Raw genomic sequence first — 19,588 nt, forward strand, 5'->3', positions numbered from 1 at the left:
GCCTAGCCGCAACAGCGCTCAGGGCCACCCCCACAGCTTGTGCCGCCTTTGGTCTGGGCCGGCGAGCGCAGCGTGCCGGGCGGGGCGCACCAGGGTTTGCCTTCGCCGATCGTCGCGGGGGCGATGCCGATGAAGTCGTCTTTTAGCGGGCCTTCGGTGAGGAAGCGGAAAGTCCGCTCGCACACCGCCATCCGCTGGCCGCGGCAGTACACGTGGCCTTCCTCGTCGTAGACCTTCTCGAACGGCCCCTTGTAGATCACCGCGTGGCCGTAGTCCAGGCACTGGGTGCCTTGCGGTTTGACCGCGGTGACGGTGACCGCCCGGAACTCGATGCCGTCGATCACCCGCCACGGTTTATCCGCCCATTTGTCCAGCTTGACCGCGACGAAACCGGCGTCCACGAATCCCTGAAGGAAGGCGTGCTCCTGCATGGCGCCTGCAATGCAGCCGCTCCACAAATCGGGGTCCCGTTTGATCGCCGGCGGCACCGGCTCGTCGCAGACGATGTCGGAGATGGCGACGCGCCCGCCGGGTTTGACGACCCGGAAGATCTCCCGGAACAGCTGGCGTTTGTCGCCGTCGTCCACCAGGTTCAGGACGCAGTTGGAGATCACCAGGTCCACCGAGTTGTCGGCGATCAGGGGGCGCTGTCGCCTCTGCTCGGCCTGCCAGGCTTTGAGGGCGAGCAGGTCCCGGTGGCTCCTTACCGGGTGCTCGGCCAGCCAGCGGTCGGTGGCTTCGACGTCCAGGGCCAGGTCCTGGATCAGCCCTTTGACGAAGCGCACCCGGTCGCCGCCCAGTTTCTCGGCCATCTCGGCCTGATACTTGCGCGCCAGCTGCAGCATCTCGTCGTTCAGGTCCACCCCGATCACCCGGCCCTTGGGACCGACGAACTGGGCGGCCAGGTAACAGAGCTTGCCTGAACCTGAGCCCAGATCCAGCACGACGTCTCCCTCCCGCACGTAGCGCGAGGGGTCGCCGCAGCCGTAGTCCTTGGCGAGGATTTCCTCCGGCAGAAGCTCTAAAGCTTTAGGGTCGTAGTCCACCGGGCAGCACAGATCCGCCTGGCGGCTTCTGGCGCCTTCGGTGTAACGGTTCAAAACGTGGATCTCAACGCTCATCAGGCTGTCTCCTTGAGGTTGTAAAGCCATTATAAGTCGCAACCTTGAGAGCGACCTGACACGTCAATAGCCTTTGCGGAAGACGATTCTGCCGGCTTGTGCGTCGGCGACGATGGTATCGCCCGGGCCGAATTTCCCGGCCAAAATCTCCATCGCCAAAGGCTCCTCGATCAGATGTTGGATCGCGCGGCGCAAGGGCCTGGCGCCAAACACCGGATCGTAACCGGCCTGAGCGATCAGATCGAGCGCCTCTTCGCTCAGACTCAGCTTCATCTCCCGCGCCTCCAGACGCTGCTTGAGGCGCGCCGCCTGGAGTTCGGCGATGGCGTGGATCTGGGCGCGGCCCAAGGGGTGGAACACCACGATCTCGTCGATGCGGTTGACGAACTCGGGCCGGAAATGGCGGTTGACGTAGCTCATGACCTCGTTCTTGATAACGGAGTAACTCGCTCCTTCCTGGGTGAGCTCTTGGATGCGGTCGGAGCCCAGATTGGAGGTCATGATCACCACCGTGTTGCGAAAGTCCACCGTGCGCCCGTGGCTGTCGGTCAGCCGCCCGTCGTCGAGGATCTGCAGCAGCAGGTTGAACACGTCGGGGTGGGCTTTTTCGACCTCGTCGAACAGGATCACCGAATAAGGCTTACGCCGCACCGCTTCGGTCAGATAGCCGCCTTCCTCGTAGCCCACGTACCCCGGCGGGGCGCCGATCAGGCGGGCGACCGCGTGCTTCTCCATGAACTCGGACATGTCGATGCGGATCATGGCGCGCTCGGTGTCGAACAAAAACTCGGCCAAAGCCTTGCACAGCTCGGTCTTGCCCACGCCGGTGGGGCCTAAAAATAGGAACGAGCCGACCGGCCGGTTGGGATCGGAGAGCCCGGCGCGCGATCGGCGAATGGCGTTGGCCACCGCTTTGACTGCCTCGTCTTGGCCGACCACGCGCCGGTGCAGCTCTTCTTCCAGGCGCAAAAGCTTTTGCTTTTCGCTCTCGAGCATCTTGGCCACCGGGATGCCGGTCCACTTGGAGACGATCTCGGCGATTTCTTCTTCGGTAACCTTGTTGCGCAGCAACTTAAACTCCTTGCGCTCGGCCTCCTGCGCCGCCTGCAGCTGGCGCTCGAGTTCAGGGATGCGGCCGTATTGGATCTCCGCCATGCGCTGTAGATCCCCCGCGCGGCGCGCGTTTTCCAGCTCCAAGCGCGCTTGCTCGAGTTTCTCCTTGATGGCCTGCGCGCCTTGGAGGGCGGCCTTTTCCGCCTGCCAGATGGCCTCTAGCTCCGAGTACTCGCGCTGGAGGCGGGCGATCTCCTCTTCTAAAGCCTCGAGCCGCTTTTTCGAAGCCGGGTCGGTCTCTTTTTTAAGCGCCTCGCGCTCGATCTTGAGCTGGATGAGCTTGCGGTCTAAGCGGTCTAAAGCCTCCGGCTTGGAGTCGATTTCCATGCGGATCTTGGCCGCCGCCTCGTCTATGAGATCGATCGCTTTGTCGGGCAGCTTGCGGTCGGTGATGTAGCGGTACGACAGGGTCGCCGCCGCGACGATGGCCGGATCGGTGATCTCCACCGCGTGGTGCAGCTCGTAGCGCTCCTTTAAGCCGCGCAGGATGGCGATGGTGTCCTCGACCGTCGGTTCATCGACCAGCACGCGCTGGAAGCGGCGCTCTAGGGCGGCGTCCTTTTCGATGTACTTGCGGTATTCGTCCAGGGTGGTGGCGCCGATGCAGCGCAGCTCGCCGCGCGCTAAGGCCGGCTTTAACATGTTGCCGGCATCTACGGCCCCTTCGGCTTTGCCCGCGCCGACGATGGTGTGGATCTCGTCGATGAACAGGATGATCTTGCCTTCGGCTTTGGCGATGTCGTTCAAGACCGCTTTTAGGCGCTCCTCGAATTCGCCGCGGAACTTGGCCCCGGCGATCAAGGCCGCCATGTCCAGCGCCAAGATCCGCTTATCGCGCAAGCCCTCCGGCACCTCGCCGTTGACGATGCGCTGCGCCAGGCCTTCAACGATCGCGGTCTTGCCTACCCCCGGCTCGCCCACCAAGCAGGGGTTGTTCTTGGTGCGCCGTTGCAGGATCTGCACGGTGCGGCGGATTTCTTCGTCGCGCCCGATGACCGGGTCTAATTTTCCCTGTTCGGCGCGCGCGGTCAGGTCGATGGTGTATTTCTCCAAAGCTTGGCGCTGGGCTTCGGCGTTGGGGTCGGTCACCTTCTCGCCGCCGCGGATTTCCTCAATCGCTTTCTCGATCAGGCTGCGGGTGGCCCCGGCCTTGCGCAGCAGTTCCGCCAAACTCCCCTTATCTTCCAGGGCCGCGAGCACGAACAGCTCGCTCGAGATATAGGCGTCGCCGCGCTTTTGCGCCAGCTTGTCGGTAAGGTTAAGAACGCGCCCCAATTCATTTGAAATGTGCACTTCGCCGCCTACGCCCTGCACCGTCGGCAGGCGATCCAAGGCCTTGCCCAACTCGCTTCTGAGCTGGGAGACGTTGACCCCAGCTTTGGCCAGCAGCGGGCGGACGCTGCCGCCTTCCTGGTCGAGCAGCGCGACCATCACGTGCACCGGCTCGATGAACTGGTGGTCTTTGCCCAGCGCCAGGCTCTGAGCGTCGGCCAGCGCTTCCTGAAACTTGGTGGTCAGTTTGTCCATTCGCATAAAGGATAACTCCTAGAGGTGGGTGGTGATTCCGTAGCTGGATATGGGGAACAAACCCGGGTTTTTCAACTGCGCCAGATAAGGCTGGCCATGCGCCCGCAGGCGCCGTCGCGGCGGTAGGAAAAAAAGCGCGCATCGCGGTAGGTGCAAAACCCGCCGCCGTAGATCGCGCGCACCCCGCCTTGGTTAAGGAGTCTCTTGGCCAGCGCGTAGAGATCGGCCACGTAGCGGTCTGCGCGAGGACAAAACGCGCTTTTCAGGCTGGGATTCTTATTCACGAAGGCGTCGCGGACCGCTTGCCCCACCTCGAACACCTCAGGACCTATAGCCGGCCCCAGCCAGGCTATGGGCGTCCGGCGCCAGGCGGGCAGGGCGATGGCCTGCTCGATGATCCCGGCCAAGATTCCGCGCCAGCCGGCGTGCACCGCGGCCACCGTGTGGCCGTCGGTGAGCAGGATGGGCAGGCAGTCGGCGGTCAGTACCGCGCAGACGACGTTGGGGGAGGCGGTGAAGCTCGCGTCCGCGGGGGGCGGGCCGGAATGGGCAGCGTCGGCCGCGACCACCCGGTTGCCGTGCCGCTGCGCGAGCCAGATGGGTTCTGCGGGGAGGTCCAGCCGCTCCCGCAGGATTTGCCGGTTCCGCGCCACGGCTTCTGGGTCGTCGCCGACGTGGGCGGCCAAATTCCACGAAGAAAATGGGCCTTGGCTGACCCCGCCGGTGCGCAAGGTGACCGCGGCTTTGACGCGCGAAGGCGCAGGCCAGTCGGGAAAGATGAGGTTCATCGCGCGCGGCGCCAGATCCTTCGCGCCGCCAACAGCGCCAATAGACCGGCGGCGATGCCTCCGATCAGCGGCAAGTGGGTAAGAAAATTCTCGTAAGTCCGATCCATGAACTGGAAAATGGCCTCCAGCGTTGCCTCGTCTAAATGCGGGCCGCTGTGGGCGAGGGCCGAAGACGGCGGCGCCAATAGGGCGATAGCGATGCGGCTTGCTTGCATGGGGTCCTCGTTTAACAAAGCGTTAGGCCCTTAAGCTAGCAGCCGCGGGGTCTGCCTGCAAGGTTTGCAAAAGCTGGCGGAGGTCTTCCGGCAAGGGGCTTTGCCAACGCATCTCTTGCCCGCTTTCTGGATGGCAAAGCCCAAGTTGCGCCGCGTGCAGCGCTTGGCGCTTGAATCCGCGCAAGGCGGCGACCGTCTCGGCGCTCGCGCCCGGCGGCAAGCGCAGGCGGCCGTATTGCGGGTCGCCGACCAACGGGAAGCCGAGATAGGCCAGGTGCACGCGGATTTGATGCGTTCGCCCGGTCTCCAGAGTGACTTGGAGCAAGGTATGGTGGGGGAAGGGCGCGGCGACGCGGTAGTGGGTGATGGCCTCCTTGCCGCCTTCGACCACCGCAAAGCGCTTGCGGTCGGTCGGATGGCGGCCGATCGGGGCGTCGATCGTGCCGCCGGCGATGAGCCGGCCTTGCACCAAGGCCAAATACTCGCGTTTGACGCGGCGCGCTTGGAGCTGCTCGACCAGGCTTTTGTGGGCGGTTAAGGTTTTGGCGACGACGAGCAGCCCAGAGGTGTCTTTGTCCAGGCGGTGGACGATCCCCGCGCGAGGGAGGGCGGCCAGTTCCGGGGCGTGGTGGAGGAGGGCGTTGACCAGGGTGCCGTCGGCGTGGCCGGCCGCCGGATGGACGACGAGGCCGGCCGGTTTGTCGATCACGATTAGATGCTCGTCCTCGAAGACCAGGTTCAGGGGGATGTCCTGGGGTTGGCAGGATTCCTGTTTACTGGCCGCCGGCTGCAATTTGATCCGCTCGCCTCCTTTGAGGAGATCGCGCGGCCGCCGAACTTGGCCGTCCACGCTCACCCGACCCGCTTCGATCCACTGCTTGAGGCGGCTTCTGGAGTAGTCCGGAAACAAGCAGGCCAGCGCCTGATCCAAACGCTGACCAGCCAATTCAAGCGGTACGGTGCAGGATAAAAAACGTTCGGTCATGAGGCGATCCACCACGCTTCGCTTGCCCGCCCGCCGCGCACCAAGACCGCCCAATGGCCGCAGGTAAAAAGCTCCCCATTCAGCAGCCGGTGCCGGATCAAGGGGCGGGGGCAGAACTTGGGCAGCTCCTCTATGGAGAGGCGGAGGCCGTCTTTGATCGCTTGAAGAAGGACGAACTGATCCATTTCCATGACCTCGACCCGCCGGTCCGGTGAGCGGTGGATAAAGCCATAAAGTTTAGGCTGAAACCAATCGAAAGGGATGGCCTCCCACCCCGCAAACAGCTTGGCGCGTAGGCTCGGGGTCACGGGCAGGGCGCCTTCGGCAGCTACCGGCCAGCGCCAGGGCAAGGGAGAGGCAGCGCCTTGGGGGGCAGGATTTAAGCACGCAGAGGACGGCTTTAGAGACTGTTTGGCGCACACCGTTTGGCGAACCGTTTCTGGCAATTCGGCGGCGGTTTGGGCCAAAAAGTTCCACAGGTCTTGGGCCTCTTGGGGGCGGGGGCGAAGCTCCAACAGGCGGGCGAGGTTGTAGCGCCAGGCGGGCGGCGTGTCCCCGGCAAAAACCTCCAGCCGTTGGATCGCCGCCGGCCACAGGTCGATGCCCGATTCGCTCTGTTCGTACAGCGCTAAAGCATCGAGCATTTTCGCTTGCCAATCGTTTGGATTAAGTTCCAGCGCCTCGGCCAATGTCGCCCGGGCCTGGTGGGGGCGGCCTTGATACAGGCGGACGGCTGCCAGATTCAAACGCGCGGTAAGATAATCCGGCGCTGCCGCGACCGCTTGCTCTAGGTATTCGGCGGCCTCTTTGAGATGGCTTTGCGCCTGCGGGCTGTCGGCCTGAAAGTCTTTCAGAAACCGCCGCGCCGGTTCAACGCCCGCCCCGCGGGTCCTGGGGGCGCGAGTCTCCACGTCCAGCAGGAAAGGAAGCCAATAAAATTGGACCTGGGCTTTGGGCATTTCCTGGAGCGCCAGTTGCAAAGCGCAGACTCCCAGGTTGTTGAGCACCGCAGGTTCGGGGAACACGCGCTTGAATTCCTGCAGAAAATACATCCCATCGGCGCAGCGGCCAAAATGCGCCAGGCGCACGCCCATGTCGAAAAAAGCCAGTTTCTCCTGCAGCATCTTAAGGCGCTCGCGCAAGAGCGCCGCCCGATCTTCGGGAAAAGGATGCGAGGAAGTGATCCGGGCCTGGGTTTGCTGCATCCAGAAGGTGAAAAAATCGGTTTTACTATCGACCAGCCGTTCGACCGGATAGCCGGCCATGGCGGCATAGAGATAGCCCTTGTCGTCGGCGGCCAGTTCGGCCTGTCTGGCTTCAAAGCTCTGGTCCAGAAAATGCGCGATCTTTTGCGTGTCCGGGGCCTTGGCGAGGAAGCTTTCGACCTCGTGATGCCAGTAGTCGTCGTGGGCCAGATGCGCCAGCTCATGGCCCAAGATGAAAGCCAGGCGCGCCTCGGCCGTTTGCGGGTCGGCGTCTTTGAAGCACAGCTCCAGCCCCTTGCGCGAGAGCACGATGTGGCCGCTGGGCAAAGCGATCGCCCAGGCGTCGGTGGCGCCGGCGATGACTACCAGCTTGGGTGTTCGGCGAGGGCTTTTGTCCGCCGCCGCCCGAACCCGCTCGAACACGCGCTGGGCCAAGGCGGCGCGCGCGTCCTGATCGGGGGCCAGGGCGCCGTAGGTGGCGATGTAAAAATCCACGCTCGCCTGCGTGGGCGCGGCCTGGACAGTAAAGCCCAACAGCGCCGCGCCTGAAACCGCCGCCAGCCACACCGCGCGCATTGGGTTTAGCTGAGGAATTGGTGGACGGTCGAGCGGAGCGTGCGGACCAGGCGGACCTGCAGGGCCGGATCCGGGCGCTGGGCGAGCGCGTCCAATGCCGCGTGGATCTCGCGCAGGGCATCCAGGACCTGCGTGGCTTGCGGTTCCTTAGGGTGCTGCGCAAAGCGCGCGATGAGACTCTGACCGTGGCGCGCGAAGGCCTGCCATTCTTCCGCGCGGACGTTCTCGGCTTGGGCGAGCGCCCAGGTCAGAAAGGCCCATTGCCCCAGATCGTAATAATCCCGCCCAGGGGGGCGCTGCCACTTTTGGGCCGGCCCCACCGCTTCGGCAGGCTGGGCGCCGTCGAACCACCGCCGCGCTTCCGAGAAGCCCGCGGCAAACGCCTGTTTGGCGAGGTCTTGGGGGGTGTCGCTGAAGGCGAAGCCGGTGCTTTCGAGTTCTTGCGGAAGTGCCGCAAGCGCCTGGTCCAGGCCAGGGTGATGCCGGACCACGGCGGCCAGTTGCGGGATCGGCTCGATCTCCGGGGCCGGTTTTTGCATTACCACCGCTAGGACGGCGAAAGACACCGCCAGCGCCGCCGTCAACGGCAGCATCCACGGCCGCGCGCGCCAGACCTCCTGCAGCGTCTGCCACCAGGCCCGCTTTGGGGGCGCCTGCGAGGGCAGTTCGGAGAGGGCGAGCGCCGCTTCCAGCCATGCCTGGTAACACGGCTCGCACGCGTTGAGATGCGCCAGAATCGCTCGCCGTTCGGGCAAAGAGAGCCGGCCGTCGATGAAAGCGGAAAGCTGCTCCGCCGGGGGGCATGGGTCTTGCCGCTTCGCTTTGCTGGCGGCCAGGCCGAGCCGAGCAGCCAGTCGTTCGTCTTCAATCCATGCGGTCTTTTCGTGCCTCATATCGATGCCCTAGATTGCGCTGATGGTCATACCAATCCGGCGCGCTCACAGGCGGCGCGCAGGGATTTGAGGAGTTTGTTTAGGCGTTTGTAGGGATCGCCTGGCAGGTGCAAGAGCTTGACGACCTGCTCTAAGGGAAGCCCTTCTAAATAACGCAGGCGCAGCAACAGGCGGTCTTCGTCGCTCAAATGCAGATGCGGCGCAAGTTTTTCCAGCAGGGCGTGGACCTCAGCCGGGGCGGCTGTTTCACCGCGGATGTAGCCAGCAAGCACCTCTCCAAGCTCCCGCGGCCTAGGTTCGAGTTCAGCTTCCGGAGACAGTTCAAAACTTCCGGGTTCGGCGATTTCCTCGATTCCGACTTCCTGGTAGTCCTGGTAGCGGTGTCTGACCGGCGAGCGGGCGATGACCTCGGCGGCGATCTGATAAAGCGTTGCGGTTCCGATTTCCGGGTAGCGCGTTTTGAGCAGCTCGACAGCTTCTTGACGGTCTAAACGCTCGAGGATCAAAACGCGATAGGCTTCCCGCCAGATGGGATCGGGCTTCTCGCTCAGCCATTTGGGCGGGCGCTGATGGCCGTAAACCTTACGCACGTAATCGGTCATCAGCCGGGTGGTCAAGACCGCCAGGAAAGTGGTGAGCTTTCCTTGTCCGGTCCAGGCCCTGACCCGCTGCCAGCCTTGCTCCTGGAGGTTTTCCAGGACGTAATCCAAAGCCAGATGGGCGGTGTTAAAATCGTTCGGAAAGCGGCGGCGGGCCAGGGATTGCAAGAACTCCCAGTGGTCGAAAACCGCCTTTTTGGCCGCCTCCTCAGACAGCGGCAGGGAAAAAGCTGTTTCGCCGGTATTCATCGATACCCCCTGCCCGCGCCGAAATTGGAGTTGGATCGCCAGGACATGTAGAAGCAAGGTTGGTCTCCGTCATTCCTACCTCGTTACCTGTTAAGACGTACAAAAGGCGCAGCTTTTGCCAGCCGCTTGGCTTCCAAACCAGAAATCGCCGCCAAAATCCCGGGCCACAGCTTTTTCTCCGGGCAGGTGTGGGCGTGCCTAGGCAGCATCCAAAACTTAGCGCCCGGTTGGCGGCTGGCTTCCTTGCGGATCAGGGCCGCGGGGATATTATCGTCGCTTTCGCCGGCCAGATGAATCTGGAAAATCGCCGGCGGCAGCGGGGGAAGGGTTGCCGGATCCAGGGAACCGTAAAGCGGCGTGTAGCCGTGCAACCTCGCCCAGGCGGCGACATCCAGATTGCCTGCCAGCGTGACTACGCCGGTTACAGTTTGCGGCAGGCGCTGCGCCATCAACATCGCCAGTGTGCCGCCACCGCTGTAACCGATCAGCACCGGGCGGCAAGGTCTTGCCCCCACGATGCCCTTGAGCGCCGTGAGCATGCTGGCAAGGACGGTTTCGCTGTAGCGCTTTTGGGTCCACAGCCCCGGATGGCAGCCGGCCGCTTTTGCCAGGCCGTGGTAACAAGGTCGGCCCAGATAAATCGCCGGGGCCGGGTCCACAGCCATCAGCGGCAACACGCAGCTGTGCCTAGGCGTGGGATCGGCGGCGATGCGATTGCCCGGCAGCCAGGCCAGCCCATCGCCCTCAAGATACACGTGCAACTTGCCCCTAGCGCACGGCTCGCCCTTGGCATAGACTAAATGGGTAAAACCCTGTCCGGAGACGTAGAATTTGCGCAAGCCTAAGGCGGCAGCTTGCCCGTCTAGGCTGAGGGGGGCAAGGCAGCCGGTCAGGCCAAGGCACACGATTCCTATCAGACTAAAACGCCTGTAGGTCCAAGGTGGGAACGTTGGCATCGCCGGCGGGTCGGATTTTTAAAGTACGTCTGATTGTACGAGGCTGCTTGGCAGCGGAGAACTCCTATGAGACGATGTGGGTCAACGCCGACGGAATTTGCGCTCTGCCTCCTTGCGGCGACCGCGCTCTTGTTGGCCGGTTGCGCTTCCCGCCCTGCGGATGAGGAGGTGGCGATCGGGCCCGAGCAAGCCGACAAGCTCTACGTGGTCGATTGCTTGCTGCCGGCCCAGGTGCGAAAACTGGGCGAGCATTTTACCTATCTTGCCGCCCGCCAGCCCATTCGCACCACCGCGATCGACTGCGAGATCCGCGGCGGCGAATACGTCGCCTACGACCGCGCCAACTACGCCACCGCATTGAAGGTCTGGCTGCCTAAGGCTAAGGAAGGCGACCCTCAAGCCCAGACCTATGTGGGGGAGATTTTCGAGAAGGGTCTTGGCATTCAGCCGGACTACGAAGCCGCCGCCCATTGGTACCGTCAGGCGGCCGAAAAAGGCTATGCGCCGGCGATGATCAACTTGGGGTTTTTGTACGAAAAAGGCCTGGGCGTTCCCCAGGACCCGGTCGCTGCCCTCAACTGGTACCGCAAAGCTTCGGGACTGGACAAGACCGACCTTGCTTTTGCCGCCTCGGTCGAGGTCTACAACCGCAGGATGGAGGAGTTGCGGCAAGAGGCGGCGCAGTATCGGCAAGAGGCGGCGGGGCTTAAAGAGCAGCTTGAGCGTCTCAAGCAGCAACACCAAAAGACCCTAGCCAGTTTAGCGCGCACCCGCGCCGAGGCCGAGGCCAGCCGGCGTCAAGTCCAGCGTTTGAGGCAGCAGCTCAAGGCTCAACCCGTCCCCGAGAGCGGCGAGCTGCGCCAGCGCCTGGAGCAAAAGCTCGCCGAACTTAAAGAAAAAGAACAGGCCGTGGCGCGTCTAGAGCAAGAGCTGGCGGCGCAAAGCCAGCAGTTGACTGCGCTCAAGCAAGGCTCGGGCCAAGCGGTGCAAGAAAAAGAAGCCAAGATCGCACGGCTCGAACAAGAACTCGCCAAGCGCGATCGGGATTTGGAAGCGCTGCGCCAGAAGCTCGCCCAGACTCAGGGCGAAGCGGACAAGCTGCGCCAGCAAGTCGCTTCGGGTAGCCGTGAGCTGCAAGCGCGCTTAACCGAGCTTGAGGGACTCAGGCAGCAACTTGCGGCCAAACAGGCCCAAGGAGAAAACCCGCCGGAGCTGGCGCGGCTGGCTGCCGAACTTGCGGCCAAACAGGCGGCGATCGAGGCGCTGCAGACCGAGTTGAGCCAAAGGCAGCAGCGCCTGAGCGAGCTCGAGGGCCGCTTGAGCCACACCGAAAAGCTGGTGCAAAGTCAGGAAGCCAAGCTGCAGGACCTGCAGGCCCAAATCGCCGCCAAGGAACAGTCGCTGGAAACCTTGCGCCGCCAGCTGACCGAAGCCAACGCGCGCCTTGCTGCGCAAAGCCAAGCCGTCCAAGCCTTGCGCCAAGAACTGGCGAAAAAGCAATCCGACCGCACCGCCTCGCAGGCAGAGCTTGCCTTGCTCGCGGCCCAGCTTAAGGAAAAGCAAGCCGAACTCGAGCGCCAGCAGGCGCACATCCAGAGTTTACAGACAGCGTTGGCCGAGCGCGAGAAATCGGCTAAAGAGCCTGCTTTGCAGGTCGCCCGCGCCGAGGCGGTAAGTGGGGAAGGTCCTCGGATCGAGATCATCGATCCACCCCTGCGCCCGCAGCGCGGCAGCCTCATGGTCGTCACCCGCGGGTTGGTCGAGGCGCGCACGGTGATCGGCAAGATCCACGCGCCCGCCGGGATTTTGGCGTTTCTGGTCAACGATCAGGACTTTATCCCGGAACCGGACGGCACCTTCAAATTGAAGATCCCCTTAAAAGGCAAGGAGACCCCGGTGCACTTGGCGGCGATCGACAAAAACAGCCGGCGCACGGAATTGGAATTTGTGATTTTTCAAGACCTCAAGGCAGCCGCTCCCGTTCCTAAACCGGAGCAGAGCGAAACCAACGAGGAGGGGAAAACGCTGGCGGCGATGCTGCCGCGCGAGATTTTCGGCGGTTATTACGCCTTGATCATCGGCAACAACGCCTATCGCCACTTGCCGGCGCTGGACACCCCACACAACGACGCCAAAGCCTTGGCTAAGGTTCTGGCCGAGCGCTACGGTTTCAAAACCCAGGTGCTGTTGGACGCGACGCGCTACGATATCCTCAAGGCCTTGAACGAATATCGCAAGACCTTGACCGAGAAGGACAACTTCCTGCTTTATTACGCCGGCCACGGGACCTTGGAGAAAGTTACCGAGCGGGGTTTTTGGCTGCCGGTGGACGCCGAGCTGGAGAACACCGCCAACTGGATCTCCAACCAGGACATTACCGATCTGCTCAGGATCATGGCTGCCGCCCACGTGATGGTGATCGCCGACTCCTGCTATTCCGGCTCGCTCACGCGCAACTCGGTGGCGCGCCTGGAGGGGGGGATGACGCCGGAAAAAAGGGCCGAATGGATCAAGCTGATGCTCAAAGCCAAATCGCGCATGGCGCTGACCTCGGGCGGCCTCAATCCGGTGTTAGACAGCGGCGGTGGTGGGCATTCGGTGTTCGCCAAAGCGCTCATCCAGGCGCTCGAAAAAAACCAGGGGATTCTTGAATCTTTTAGGCTCTACACCGAGGTCTCGGCGCTGGTCGCCGACGCTGCAAGGAGCGAAGATTTTCACCAGGTGCCGGAGTTTTCCCCGATCCGCCACGCCGGTCACGAAGCCGGAGAATTCTTCTTCGTGCCGGCGGGGGCGGGTATGCGGGCCGGGCTGTAAGGTTAGAACTGCAGCCGGATGCCGCCTGTGATACGGTGGCTGGCGATGTGCTGGTAACCGACCAGCGCCTCGTAACCGACAAACGCCGAGACGCCGTAGGCGAAGGTGGCGGTAAGGTCGCCGCCGAAGGTGGCGTAATCGCGATCGGGGGCGGGGACGCGGATGGCAGACCCTTGAGCGGCAGAGTCGCCTAGGTAGCTGGCGGTGATCGTGCGGCTCGGGTCGCGGAATTCGTGGTGCCACTCGCCGCGGAACTGGGGCGTCAACACTCCCCACGGCAGGCTGATGGCGTAGGAAAGCGTAGCTCCAGCCACCGACTTCATCGAGCGGATGTGCTGCTCCTCAAAGCGCATCCCCCAGCCGGAGCCACCCTGCTCGTGATAGTCGTCGATTTTCAACCGCCGGTAGGCAAAGCGCACGTACGGGGTGAAATTGAGCGCCTGGTAGTGGAAGTTGTAGCCGCTGGAGGCGGTAAACCCCCACAGGCTGCCGTCGGTGTCGCCGCGAGCGCTGGTGTTGACCACATCGCCTGGGATCGTATACCGGATGTTGCGGGTTATATCGAAATTGATGTGGCCGTAGTTGACTAGGGCGTCGAAGAACAGGTTTTCGATCGGCGAATACGAGCCGTAAATGCTGCCGATGTAGGCATCGTTGTCGGCGTGGCCGCCGTGGTGGTCGAAATCGTTGTCGGACAAAGTATAGCTAAAAGCACCCCCCAGCACCAGGGAATCGAGGATCCGGTAGTCGGCCCCTGTAGTCACGCCCCAGTTCTTGAAGTTGAAGCCGCGCTGCGCCGGGGTCGAATCCAGTTCGCCTAAGTGGAAGCTGCCGTTGACCCACACGCCTAAAGGCCCAAAAGCTTCGCTGCCGGCGTTACCGCCGCTTAAGGGTTTGCCGTCCTGATAAAGCTGCAAGCTCGCCAAGCGAGTGCCCGGATCGAGGGCGGCGGTGCGCAAAGTCTCCAGGCGCCCTAAGACCGCGGTGCTGACGACGTTGATCTGGGCGGCGGTGGTGCGGGTGGCGTGGATGCCGAAAGAGGAGAGTTGTTCCGGGGAAATCTGAAACACCGCCTGGCCGACTTGGGCGCTGCCGGGATTTGCCACCGCAGCGCCGACCAGGGCGTTACAGCGATCGCGAAATTGCGCCTCCAAGGTTTCCTGGCGCTGCGAGCAGGCCTCGAAGGCGACATCCGCCGCGCTGGTTTGGGTGCGGTTGAGGTTTTGTCCTTCGGTAATCGGGTTGTAGCCAGCCAGAAGCTCGTGCCGCCAATCCGGGGAGAAGACGGCGATTCCTCCGGCCAGCAGGGAGCAAACAAGCGTTGCGGTCTTTTGCAGTGCCTCGGTTGGTTTCGATGTGCTCATGGCGCCCCCTCTTGGGTCTTATTGGTTGCAGTAAGACAACCGATGGTTAAAAAAAACGCCAATCCTACCCATTGGCGCCATAAGCTTAGCTCGAAGAAGGCGCTTAAGGCAAAAGCAAATAATGCAGTTCCGGCAGCCCGGGCAAATCTTTCGATTTGGGAAGTAGGGGGGTGTTTGGGCTGTTTCCCCAACGGAAAGGCCATAAGAAACAGCAAAGCGCTTAGTCCCAAAACGCCCAATTCGGCGAGCATCTCTAGATAAAGGTTGTGCGCCCAAGGTATACCGCGCGGGTCGAAGGCGATCCAGGCGGGCAGAGAGGCCGGATCGAGATCATAAGGGGAGCGCAAGGCAAAGCTTCCTATGCCATGGCCGATCCACGGGGAGGCGAGGAACATCCGCCAGGCGGCCAGCCACAAAGGCAGGCGGCTGGTCCAGGAAGCCTGAAGCTTGCCGATCAGTTTAAAACCGAACGCGGCATCGACCAAAACGACCCCGCACGCCACAAGCACCATCGCGGCCAGAGAGCGCTTTGCCTGCCTTTGCAGGGCAAAAAACACCGCGCTGCCGGTCAAGGCAGTCAGGACGGCCACGCGGCTTTGGTAAACAACCGCTAAGGCCAAGCCGATCGTATAGGCCGCGGCCGCCAGAACGCCGCGCCAAAAAATCTGCGGCGGCCATTCTAGGAAAGCGAGCGCAAACGGCAGCCAAACTGCAAAAAACACCACATCGTTTGGCACCTTGAACGCGGTCAGGCGGCTCATCGCTATCCATTCCTGCGGCGAGTGGGCCGGGTGGGTGGCGGCAACCCCAAGCAAGCAACCACCCACCCAGGACGCAAACCATCAGGTTCAACGCCAGGCCCAGTCGCGCCAATTGCCAAGCTTCCAGATAGCCACAGATCAGAAGATACACAGCGCAGCCCGGCAACAAAGCGAGGCTAAAGCGTAGGCTCAAAGTTGGATCTGGGCTGATCAGGTTGCCTAAGACAAAAGTCAGCGCCAATGGACAAAGGGCGAGCAAGGCTTTTGGCGGAAAGCGCGGCGTGCCGGTTAATCCGGCCCAGGTTCCGAGTAGACTTAGGCCGATAAGACCAAGGTCCCAAGGCAGCGGCAGGGCGAAAGTCAAAAGGTAAAACCAAACCGCCGCCTCGGCCGGGCTCATGCCGCTAGCGCTGGTTTTTGATCTCCAGCAGGCGATACAGCGTGCCCTGTTGGTCGAACATGCGGAACTCCCCCGGGCGGACGACTTCGCCGTAGACATAAATCTGCTCTTGCCTGATTTGAGCCGGCTTTTGCCGTGGGAAATCGGGTGCTAAAGGGTTTGCAGGTTCGGATTTGGGGGGCGGGGTAGAGAAGTACAAATAGCCTGCTGCTTTGCGCTTGCCAATAAGCTGCACCTGGCCGTAGAAATACTTGGAATCGGCAAATCCACCCACTCGAATCCACGCGCCTTTCGCAAAACGACGGCGGTAGTCGGTGACTGGATTGCCGTTTGCAGAGCGGTTTTGAAAAATCGCGGTGGTCGGGATCATGCCGTCATCTGCGCTTGGGGAGACTTGCGGCATCGAGGCGATGAGGCCAAGGAACCCGAAGACCATGAAGGAAGGCTTGTTATTCTCCGGGTTCGACATCGCCCGCCCCGGAGATATCGGTGACGACCTGCGCCGGGCGGCCGTAATAGACCACGTTGCCTGCCCCGGAGATGCTTACTTGCAGCCTGCGCGCGGCGTAAACCTTGGCGTCGGCGGCGCCGGAGATGCGGATCAAAGCCTCGTCGGCCTTGAGCCTGGCCAGGTCCAAGTTGCCGCTGCCCTCGGCGAGGGCTTCCAGAGCGCCTACGCGGCCTTCGCCGCGCACGTTGCCGCTGCCGCCGACGGTTATCCTAAGATTTGGAGTGTCCATGCCGCTGAGTTCGACATCGCCCGAGCCTTCGACCTCAAGCGCGCTCAGCTTGGGACTTTGGACCTCGACGCGCAAAGGGGCTTGGCTTTGGATCGAACGGCTGATTCCAAGGCGCAAGCGCTTACCGTCGACTTCGGTGAGGATCAGGCCGAGCAGATTGGAATCTCCGGCAAGCTTTGCCTGGCAGCGGCTTCCCGGACGGTAGATTAAATCAATCCCAGCCTCGACCGTAATTTGCTCAAAGCAAGGCAAGGTTCTTGTCTCCTCGGCGCGGCGGTGGTTGCCGCGCACGACTTCACCTCCACCGTATTCCACCCCGTCGATTACGATTTTTCCAGTATACGCCTCAGAGGCGGCGAGCGCCGGGACGAGCAGGCCAACTAGCGTGTACATTATTTTCATCATTGCACCCGATGGAGTTCGACCCGGCGGTTCAAAGGATCATAAGGGTCCTTGCCCGGCAAGGGCTTGCGCTCGCCCTGGCCGACCACGCGCAGGCGCTCGGGCGGAATGGCAAACTGCGCGGTCAGGTATTTTTTGACCGCCTGGGCGCGCTGCTGCGACAGCTTTAAGTTGTAAGCGTCGGAACCTTTGGCGTCGGTGTGGCCCTCGATCACTAGGCTCTCGCCGGCAAAGCGCTCCATGGTCAGCATTCTGCCGACTTCGTCCAAATAGGCTTTGGCCTCCGGCCGCAAGATGGCTGAGTTGTAGTCGAACTGGATCGGCAGCGCGACGGCCGTCGGTTCCTTGCTTGGCTGAGGCGTTTGGCCGGCCTGGGTAAAGGTCAAAGACCGGGTCTTAGGCCCTGCCTTGTCCGGAAACAGCAACCGGCCCATCTCCTCGGCCGATGGCGGCTTGGTGAACACGCGCACCTCTTCGGCGCACACGGTCGAAGCGGCAACCGCCAAAATCAGAACCAATAAAGCTTGGGAAAACCGCCTAGCCATCGAGACTTCCTCCATATACTTCAACCTGAGCGATCATTTAGGCTCCCAGCGAGTGACTTTGCCTTGGGTGTCGAAGAACACGATCTGGGTGTCGTACTCCCACGATTCCCCCCAAGCGCCTTTGGTCGTCCCCTGGCACAGCCAGCAAGGTCTTCCCCAGGCAGCGCGGACCTGTTCCTTGGTCATGCCTTTGGCGATGCGGCCGTCGCGGATCAGCGCCACCATTTGGGGTTCCCATTCGGGATGCTTGGCGAAGTAGTCTTCGCGCCGCACCGGGGCGACCTCGCACGCAGTCAGCAGCACGAGCGCAAGCAGAGCCGCCCGTTTCATGGCGCCACTCCCGAATTTAACGCTGCCTGACTCTGGGAGCCTGAAAGCACCTGGAATTCGGCGCCCGCGGTGGCGAACTTTTGCGCCGCGCCGGGCACGAACTCCCCGCTTTCGGTCAAGGGGAGGGCATCGGCAGAGATCGGCTCCAGAGAGGCGATGGCGCGGATTTTATCGGTTCCTTCAGGCGCCCCGACGGTCAGGTTCACCGGCGCGCCGGCGGGTGGAATCCGATAAGTTCGGCCGGGGCGCACGTAGTTGTCGTTTTGATACGGGTTGGGGAACAGGGTGGACAACTGTCCGGCCGAGTTGATGGTGACGATGCGCACGAACATAGGCCGCGTGACTTCGAAAAAGATCTCCAGGGGCTCGCCGATCTTGAACGCGGATTTGTTCAGCCACAGCTTGACCTCACCCAGTTCCGGTTTAACGGCGGGCTTGGGCGAGGGGGCGGCAAGCTCTTGTCTGCGGGGTGCAGATTCCTCGCGCATGGCCACGGCGCTCAGCCCTTTTCGGTAGTCAGCCAGCAGAGAATCGACCGCTTTGCGCCGCGCCTGGGCCTGAAAGTCGAGCGGCAGATTTTCGAACAGGGCAAGATAGACCTCTTCGCTGATTGGGGTGGCATTGGCCAGCCCGCGCTCGGCCTTAAATTCTTCGATCGCGTTTCGGGTTTTGCTGTCTAGGCGGCCGGTCACGTCCACGTCCTTGCCGTAGATGTACAGGTATTCTTGAATCTTGGCGATGCGGTCGACCTGGCTTAAGCTATAGAACTCCTCGCGCACCGCATCGAGCACCACCGGATCGGGCTCGGCGTTGGGGAGCAAGCGCCAGTAGGGAAGCTTTTGGTATTTGCCAAGGACCTGGATGATGCCGAGCTGCACCACCAACCGAATGGCCGCGTGCCGGCCTTCGACTTTTTTGATCTGGCCTCTCAGGCCCAAAGTCTGGCCGTAGACGGTAAAGCCTAGGTTATCCTCCTTTAAGGTTTTGTGCACCTTGATGTTGTTGACCGCCTGCATGAACGGGATGCCGGTGAAGGTGTTAAAATCGATCAGGTTGAAATCTAAGGTGATGCTGGCGAGCGAGCTTTTGCTGGTGTCCTCAAAGTCCAGCCCCATCGGTACGCCCAGCTCTTCGGCGGTGCCGCTCAAGTTTAAGTTCTTCTCCTTGGTGACGAGTCCGCGGTCGAATTCGGTCAAGCCCCCCACCAACACGACATTGGGCAAAAGCTTTTCCCCCCACTGCGAATAACCGGTCTGGGCGGTGTTGAGCATGAATTCGGGATCGTAGGGAACGTACACAATATTGCCGCCGATCCCGTTCAAGCTGCTTTTAACCATCTCGCTGATGTCTTGGGGAATTTCGCCCTGGGTGGGAAGCGAGGTGCCGGTCTGATCGACGATGGGCTTGGCCATCACCCGAAGTTCCCCCCGGCCGTAGATCACGTTCATCCGCCCAAGCCCTCGGATCGCTTCGCTGAAAATCGTAGTTTTGACTTCCGGCAGGGTGGCGTTGAGGTCGCGATCGGCGTTCTGGGGGTTTAAGCCGCAGCCGCCGATCCAGAAGACCAGGCAAGCGATCGCGGCAACTTTAAGAAACCGAGCAGTACGCATGGCCCGCACCTAAAAAACTATCTTCCGCCGGCGATCGCCGTCGCGCCGCGGTTGTCGGATTTGTTGATGATCACCGTCCCCGGAGCGATCTTGGCGCCTGGCCCAAAGATGATGTTGCCCTGGCCAGCTGAGCTGTCCCGGCTCGTTATTACCTTGTTGCCGGTGCGCTTGCCGGTCAGTTCCTTGCCTTTGGCTTTCATTAAGATAAAGGGAACGTTGATGCCTTTTTGGAGGGCGTTGGCGTCGTCTAATTGCTCGTCTAGCTCTATGCCGTCGTCTAAGTCGCCGCTCGAGCTAACGCCTGGCAAAAGGATCAAGACGCCGGCAAAAATAAGGGTAGATAACTCGCGCATGGCAGAACTCCTTAAAAAGATAAGGCCTTCCCTGGCCCGGGT

The 19,588-nt window shown here is 62.0% G+C and carries 18 protein-coding genes; 1 reads left to right on the forward strand and 17 read right to left on the reverse strand.

Translation table 11 applies throughout. The features are described from left to right. Nucleotides 1–2: 2 nt before the first annotated feature. From ACYQ3M_RS02310 to ACYQ3M_RS02350, 9 genes are all read right to left on the reverse strand, one after another. Complete coding sequence (locus ACYQ3M_RS02310) at nucleotides 3–1,121, reverse strand: methyltransferase domain-containing protein (RefSeq protein ID WP_460034435.1); 1,119 nt, start codon at nucleotides 1,119–1,121, stop codon at nucleotides 3–5. A 63-nt stretch (nucleotides 1,122–1,184) separates the two neighbouring features. Then, complete coding sequence (gene clpB, locus ACYQ3M_RS02315; RefSeq protein ID WP_460034436.1) at nucleotides 1,185–3,767, reverse strand: ATP-dependent chaperone ClpB; 2,583 nt, start codon at nucleotides 3,765–3,767, stop codon at nucleotides 1,185–1,187. 65 nt (nucleotides 3,768–3,832) lie between these two features. Continuing rightward, on the reverse strand, nucleotides 3,833–4,549 hold the full coding sequence (pgeF, locus tag ACYQ3M_RS02320; protein WP_460034437.1) for a peptidoglycan editing factor PgeF: 717 nt from the start codon (nucleotides 4,547–4,549) through the stop codon (nucleotides 3,833–3,835). Next, entirely contained in the window at nucleotides 4,546–4,764 is a 219-nt protein-coding gene (locus ACYQ3M_RS02325) for a hypothetical protein (RefSeq protein ID WP_460034438.1), read from the reverse strand. Before ACYQ3M_RS02325 ends, pgeF begins: the two co-directional genes overlap by 4 nt. A 22-nt stretch (nucleotides 4,765–4,786) precedes the next feature. Beyond that, complete coding sequence (rluD, locus tag ACYQ3M_RS02330) at nucleotides 4,787–5,749, reverse strand: 23S rRNA pseudouridine(1911/1915/1917) synthase RluD (RefSeq protein ID WP_460034439.1); 963 nt, start codon at nucleotides 5,747–5,749, stop codon at nucleotides 4,787–4,789. Beyond that, complete coding sequence (locus tag ACYQ3M_RS02335; RefSeq protein WP_460034440.1) at nucleotides 5,746–7,530, reverse strand: M48 family metalloprotease; 1,785 nt, start codon at nucleotides 7,528–7,530, stop codon at nucleotides 5,746–5,748. Before ACYQ3M_RS02335 ends, rluD begins: the two co-directional genes overlap by 4 nt. Before the next feature lie 5 nt (nucleotides 7,531–7,535). Next, on the reverse strand, nucleotides 7,536–8,423 hold the full coding sequence (locus ACYQ3M_RS02340) for a zf-HC2 domain-containing protein (protein WP_460034441.1): 888 nt from the start codon (nucleotides 8,421–8,423) through the stop codon (nucleotides 7,536–7,538). Nucleotides 8,424–8,449: 26 nt separating this feature from the next. Continuing rightward, nucleotides 8,450–9,271 carry a hypothetical protein gene (locus ACYQ3M_RS02345; RefSeq protein ID WP_460034442.1) on the reverse strand — a complete coding sequence of 274 codons (822 nt, stop codon included), beginning with the start codon at nucleotides 9,269–9,271 and terminating at the stop codon, nucleotides 8,450–8,452. A gap of 83 nt (nucleotides 9,272–9,354) precedes the next feature. Continuing rightward, entirely contained in the window at nucleotides 9,355–10,227 is an 873-nt protein-coding gene (locus ACYQ3M_RS02350; protein ID WP_460034443.1) for an alpha/beta fold hydrolase, read from the reverse strand. Nucleotides 10,228–10,395: 168 nt separating this feature from the next. Here ACYQ3M_RS02350 and ACYQ3M_RS02355 point away from each other — a divergent pair, with 168 nt between their 5' ends. After that, nucleotides 10,396–13,041 carry a caspase family protein gene (locus ACYQ3M_RS02355; RefSeq protein WP_460034444.1) on the forward strand — a complete coding sequence of 882 codons (2,646 nt, stop codon included), beginning with the start codon at nucleotides 10,396–10,398 and terminating at the stop codon, nucleotides 13,039–13,041. Between the two features lie 2 nt (nucleotides 13,042–13,043). Here the strand turns inward: ACYQ3M_RS02355 and ACYQ3M_RS02360 are convergent, their stop codons facing one another. The 8 genes from ACYQ3M_RS02360 to ACYQ3M_RS02395 all read right to left on the reverse strand — a co-directional run bounded on the left by ACYQ3M_RS02360 (nucleotide 13,044) and on the right by ACYQ3M_RS02395 (nucleotide 19,546). Beyond that, nucleotides 13,044–14,405: an autotransporter outer membrane beta-barrel domain-containing protein gene (locus tag ACYQ3M_RS02360; protein ID WP_460034445.1), complete on the reverse strand. Its 1,362-nt coding sequence runs from the start codon at nucleotides 14,403–14,405 to the stop codon at nucleotides 13,044–13,046. Continuing rightward, entirely contained in the window at nucleotides 14,402–15,166 is a 765-nt protein-coding gene (locus ACYQ3M_RS02365; protein ID WP_460034446.1) for an O-antigen ligase family protein, read from the reverse strand. The genes ACYQ3M_RS02360 and ACYQ3M_RS02365 overlap by 4 nt, the downstream gene beginning before the upstream one ends. A 404-nt stretch (nucleotides 15,167–15,570) precedes the next feature. Beyond that, nucleotides 15,571–16,002: a hypothetical protein gene (locus ACYQ3M_RS02370; RefSeq protein ID WP_460034447.1), complete on the reverse strand. Its 432-nt coding sequence runs from the start codon at nucleotides 16,000–16,002 to the stop codon at nucleotides 15,571–15,573. Between the two features lie 13 nt (nucleotides 16,003–16,015). Then, nucleotides 16,016–16,699 (reverse strand): head GIN domain-containing protein, encoded by a 684-nt coding sequence (locus tag ACYQ3M_RS02375; protein WP_460034448.1) that lies wholly within the window; start codon nucleotides 16,697–16,699, stop codon nucleotides 16,016–16,018. A gap of 8 nt (nucleotides 16,700–16,707) precedes the next feature. Next, on the reverse strand, nucleotides 16,708–17,253 hold the full coding sequence (locus ACYQ3M_RS02380; protein WP_460034449.1) for an OmpA family protein: 546 nt from the start codon (nucleotides 17,251–17,253) through the stop codon (nucleotides 16,708–16,710). A gap of 33 nt (nucleotides 17,254–17,286) precedes the next feature. Next, nucleotides 17,287–17,583: a hypothetical protein gene (locus ACYQ3M_RS02385; protein WP_460034450.1), complete on the reverse strand. Its 297-nt coding sequence runs from the start codon at nucleotides 17,581–17,583 to the stop codon at nucleotides 17,287–17,289. Further along, nucleotides 17,580–19,193 carry a DUF4384 domain-containing protein gene (locus ACYQ3M_RS02390; RefSeq protein ID WP_460034451.1) on the reverse strand — a complete coding sequence of 538 codons (1,614 nt, stop codon included), beginning with the start codon at nucleotides 19,191–19,193 and terminating at the stop codon, nucleotides 17,580–17,582. Before ACYQ3M_RS02390 ends, ACYQ3M_RS02385 begins: the two co-directional genes overlap by 4 nt. Before the next feature lie 17 nt (nucleotides 19,194–19,210). Next, nucleotides 19,211–19,546, reverse strand: coding sequence for a hypothetical protein (locus ACYQ3M_RS02395; RefSeq protein WP_460034452.1), 336 nt, complete (start codon nucleotides 19,544–19,546; stop codon nucleotides 19,211–19,213). Nucleotides 19,547–19,588: the final 42 nt, after the last annotated feature.

The organism is Methylothermus subterraneus, from assembly GCF_054656915.1.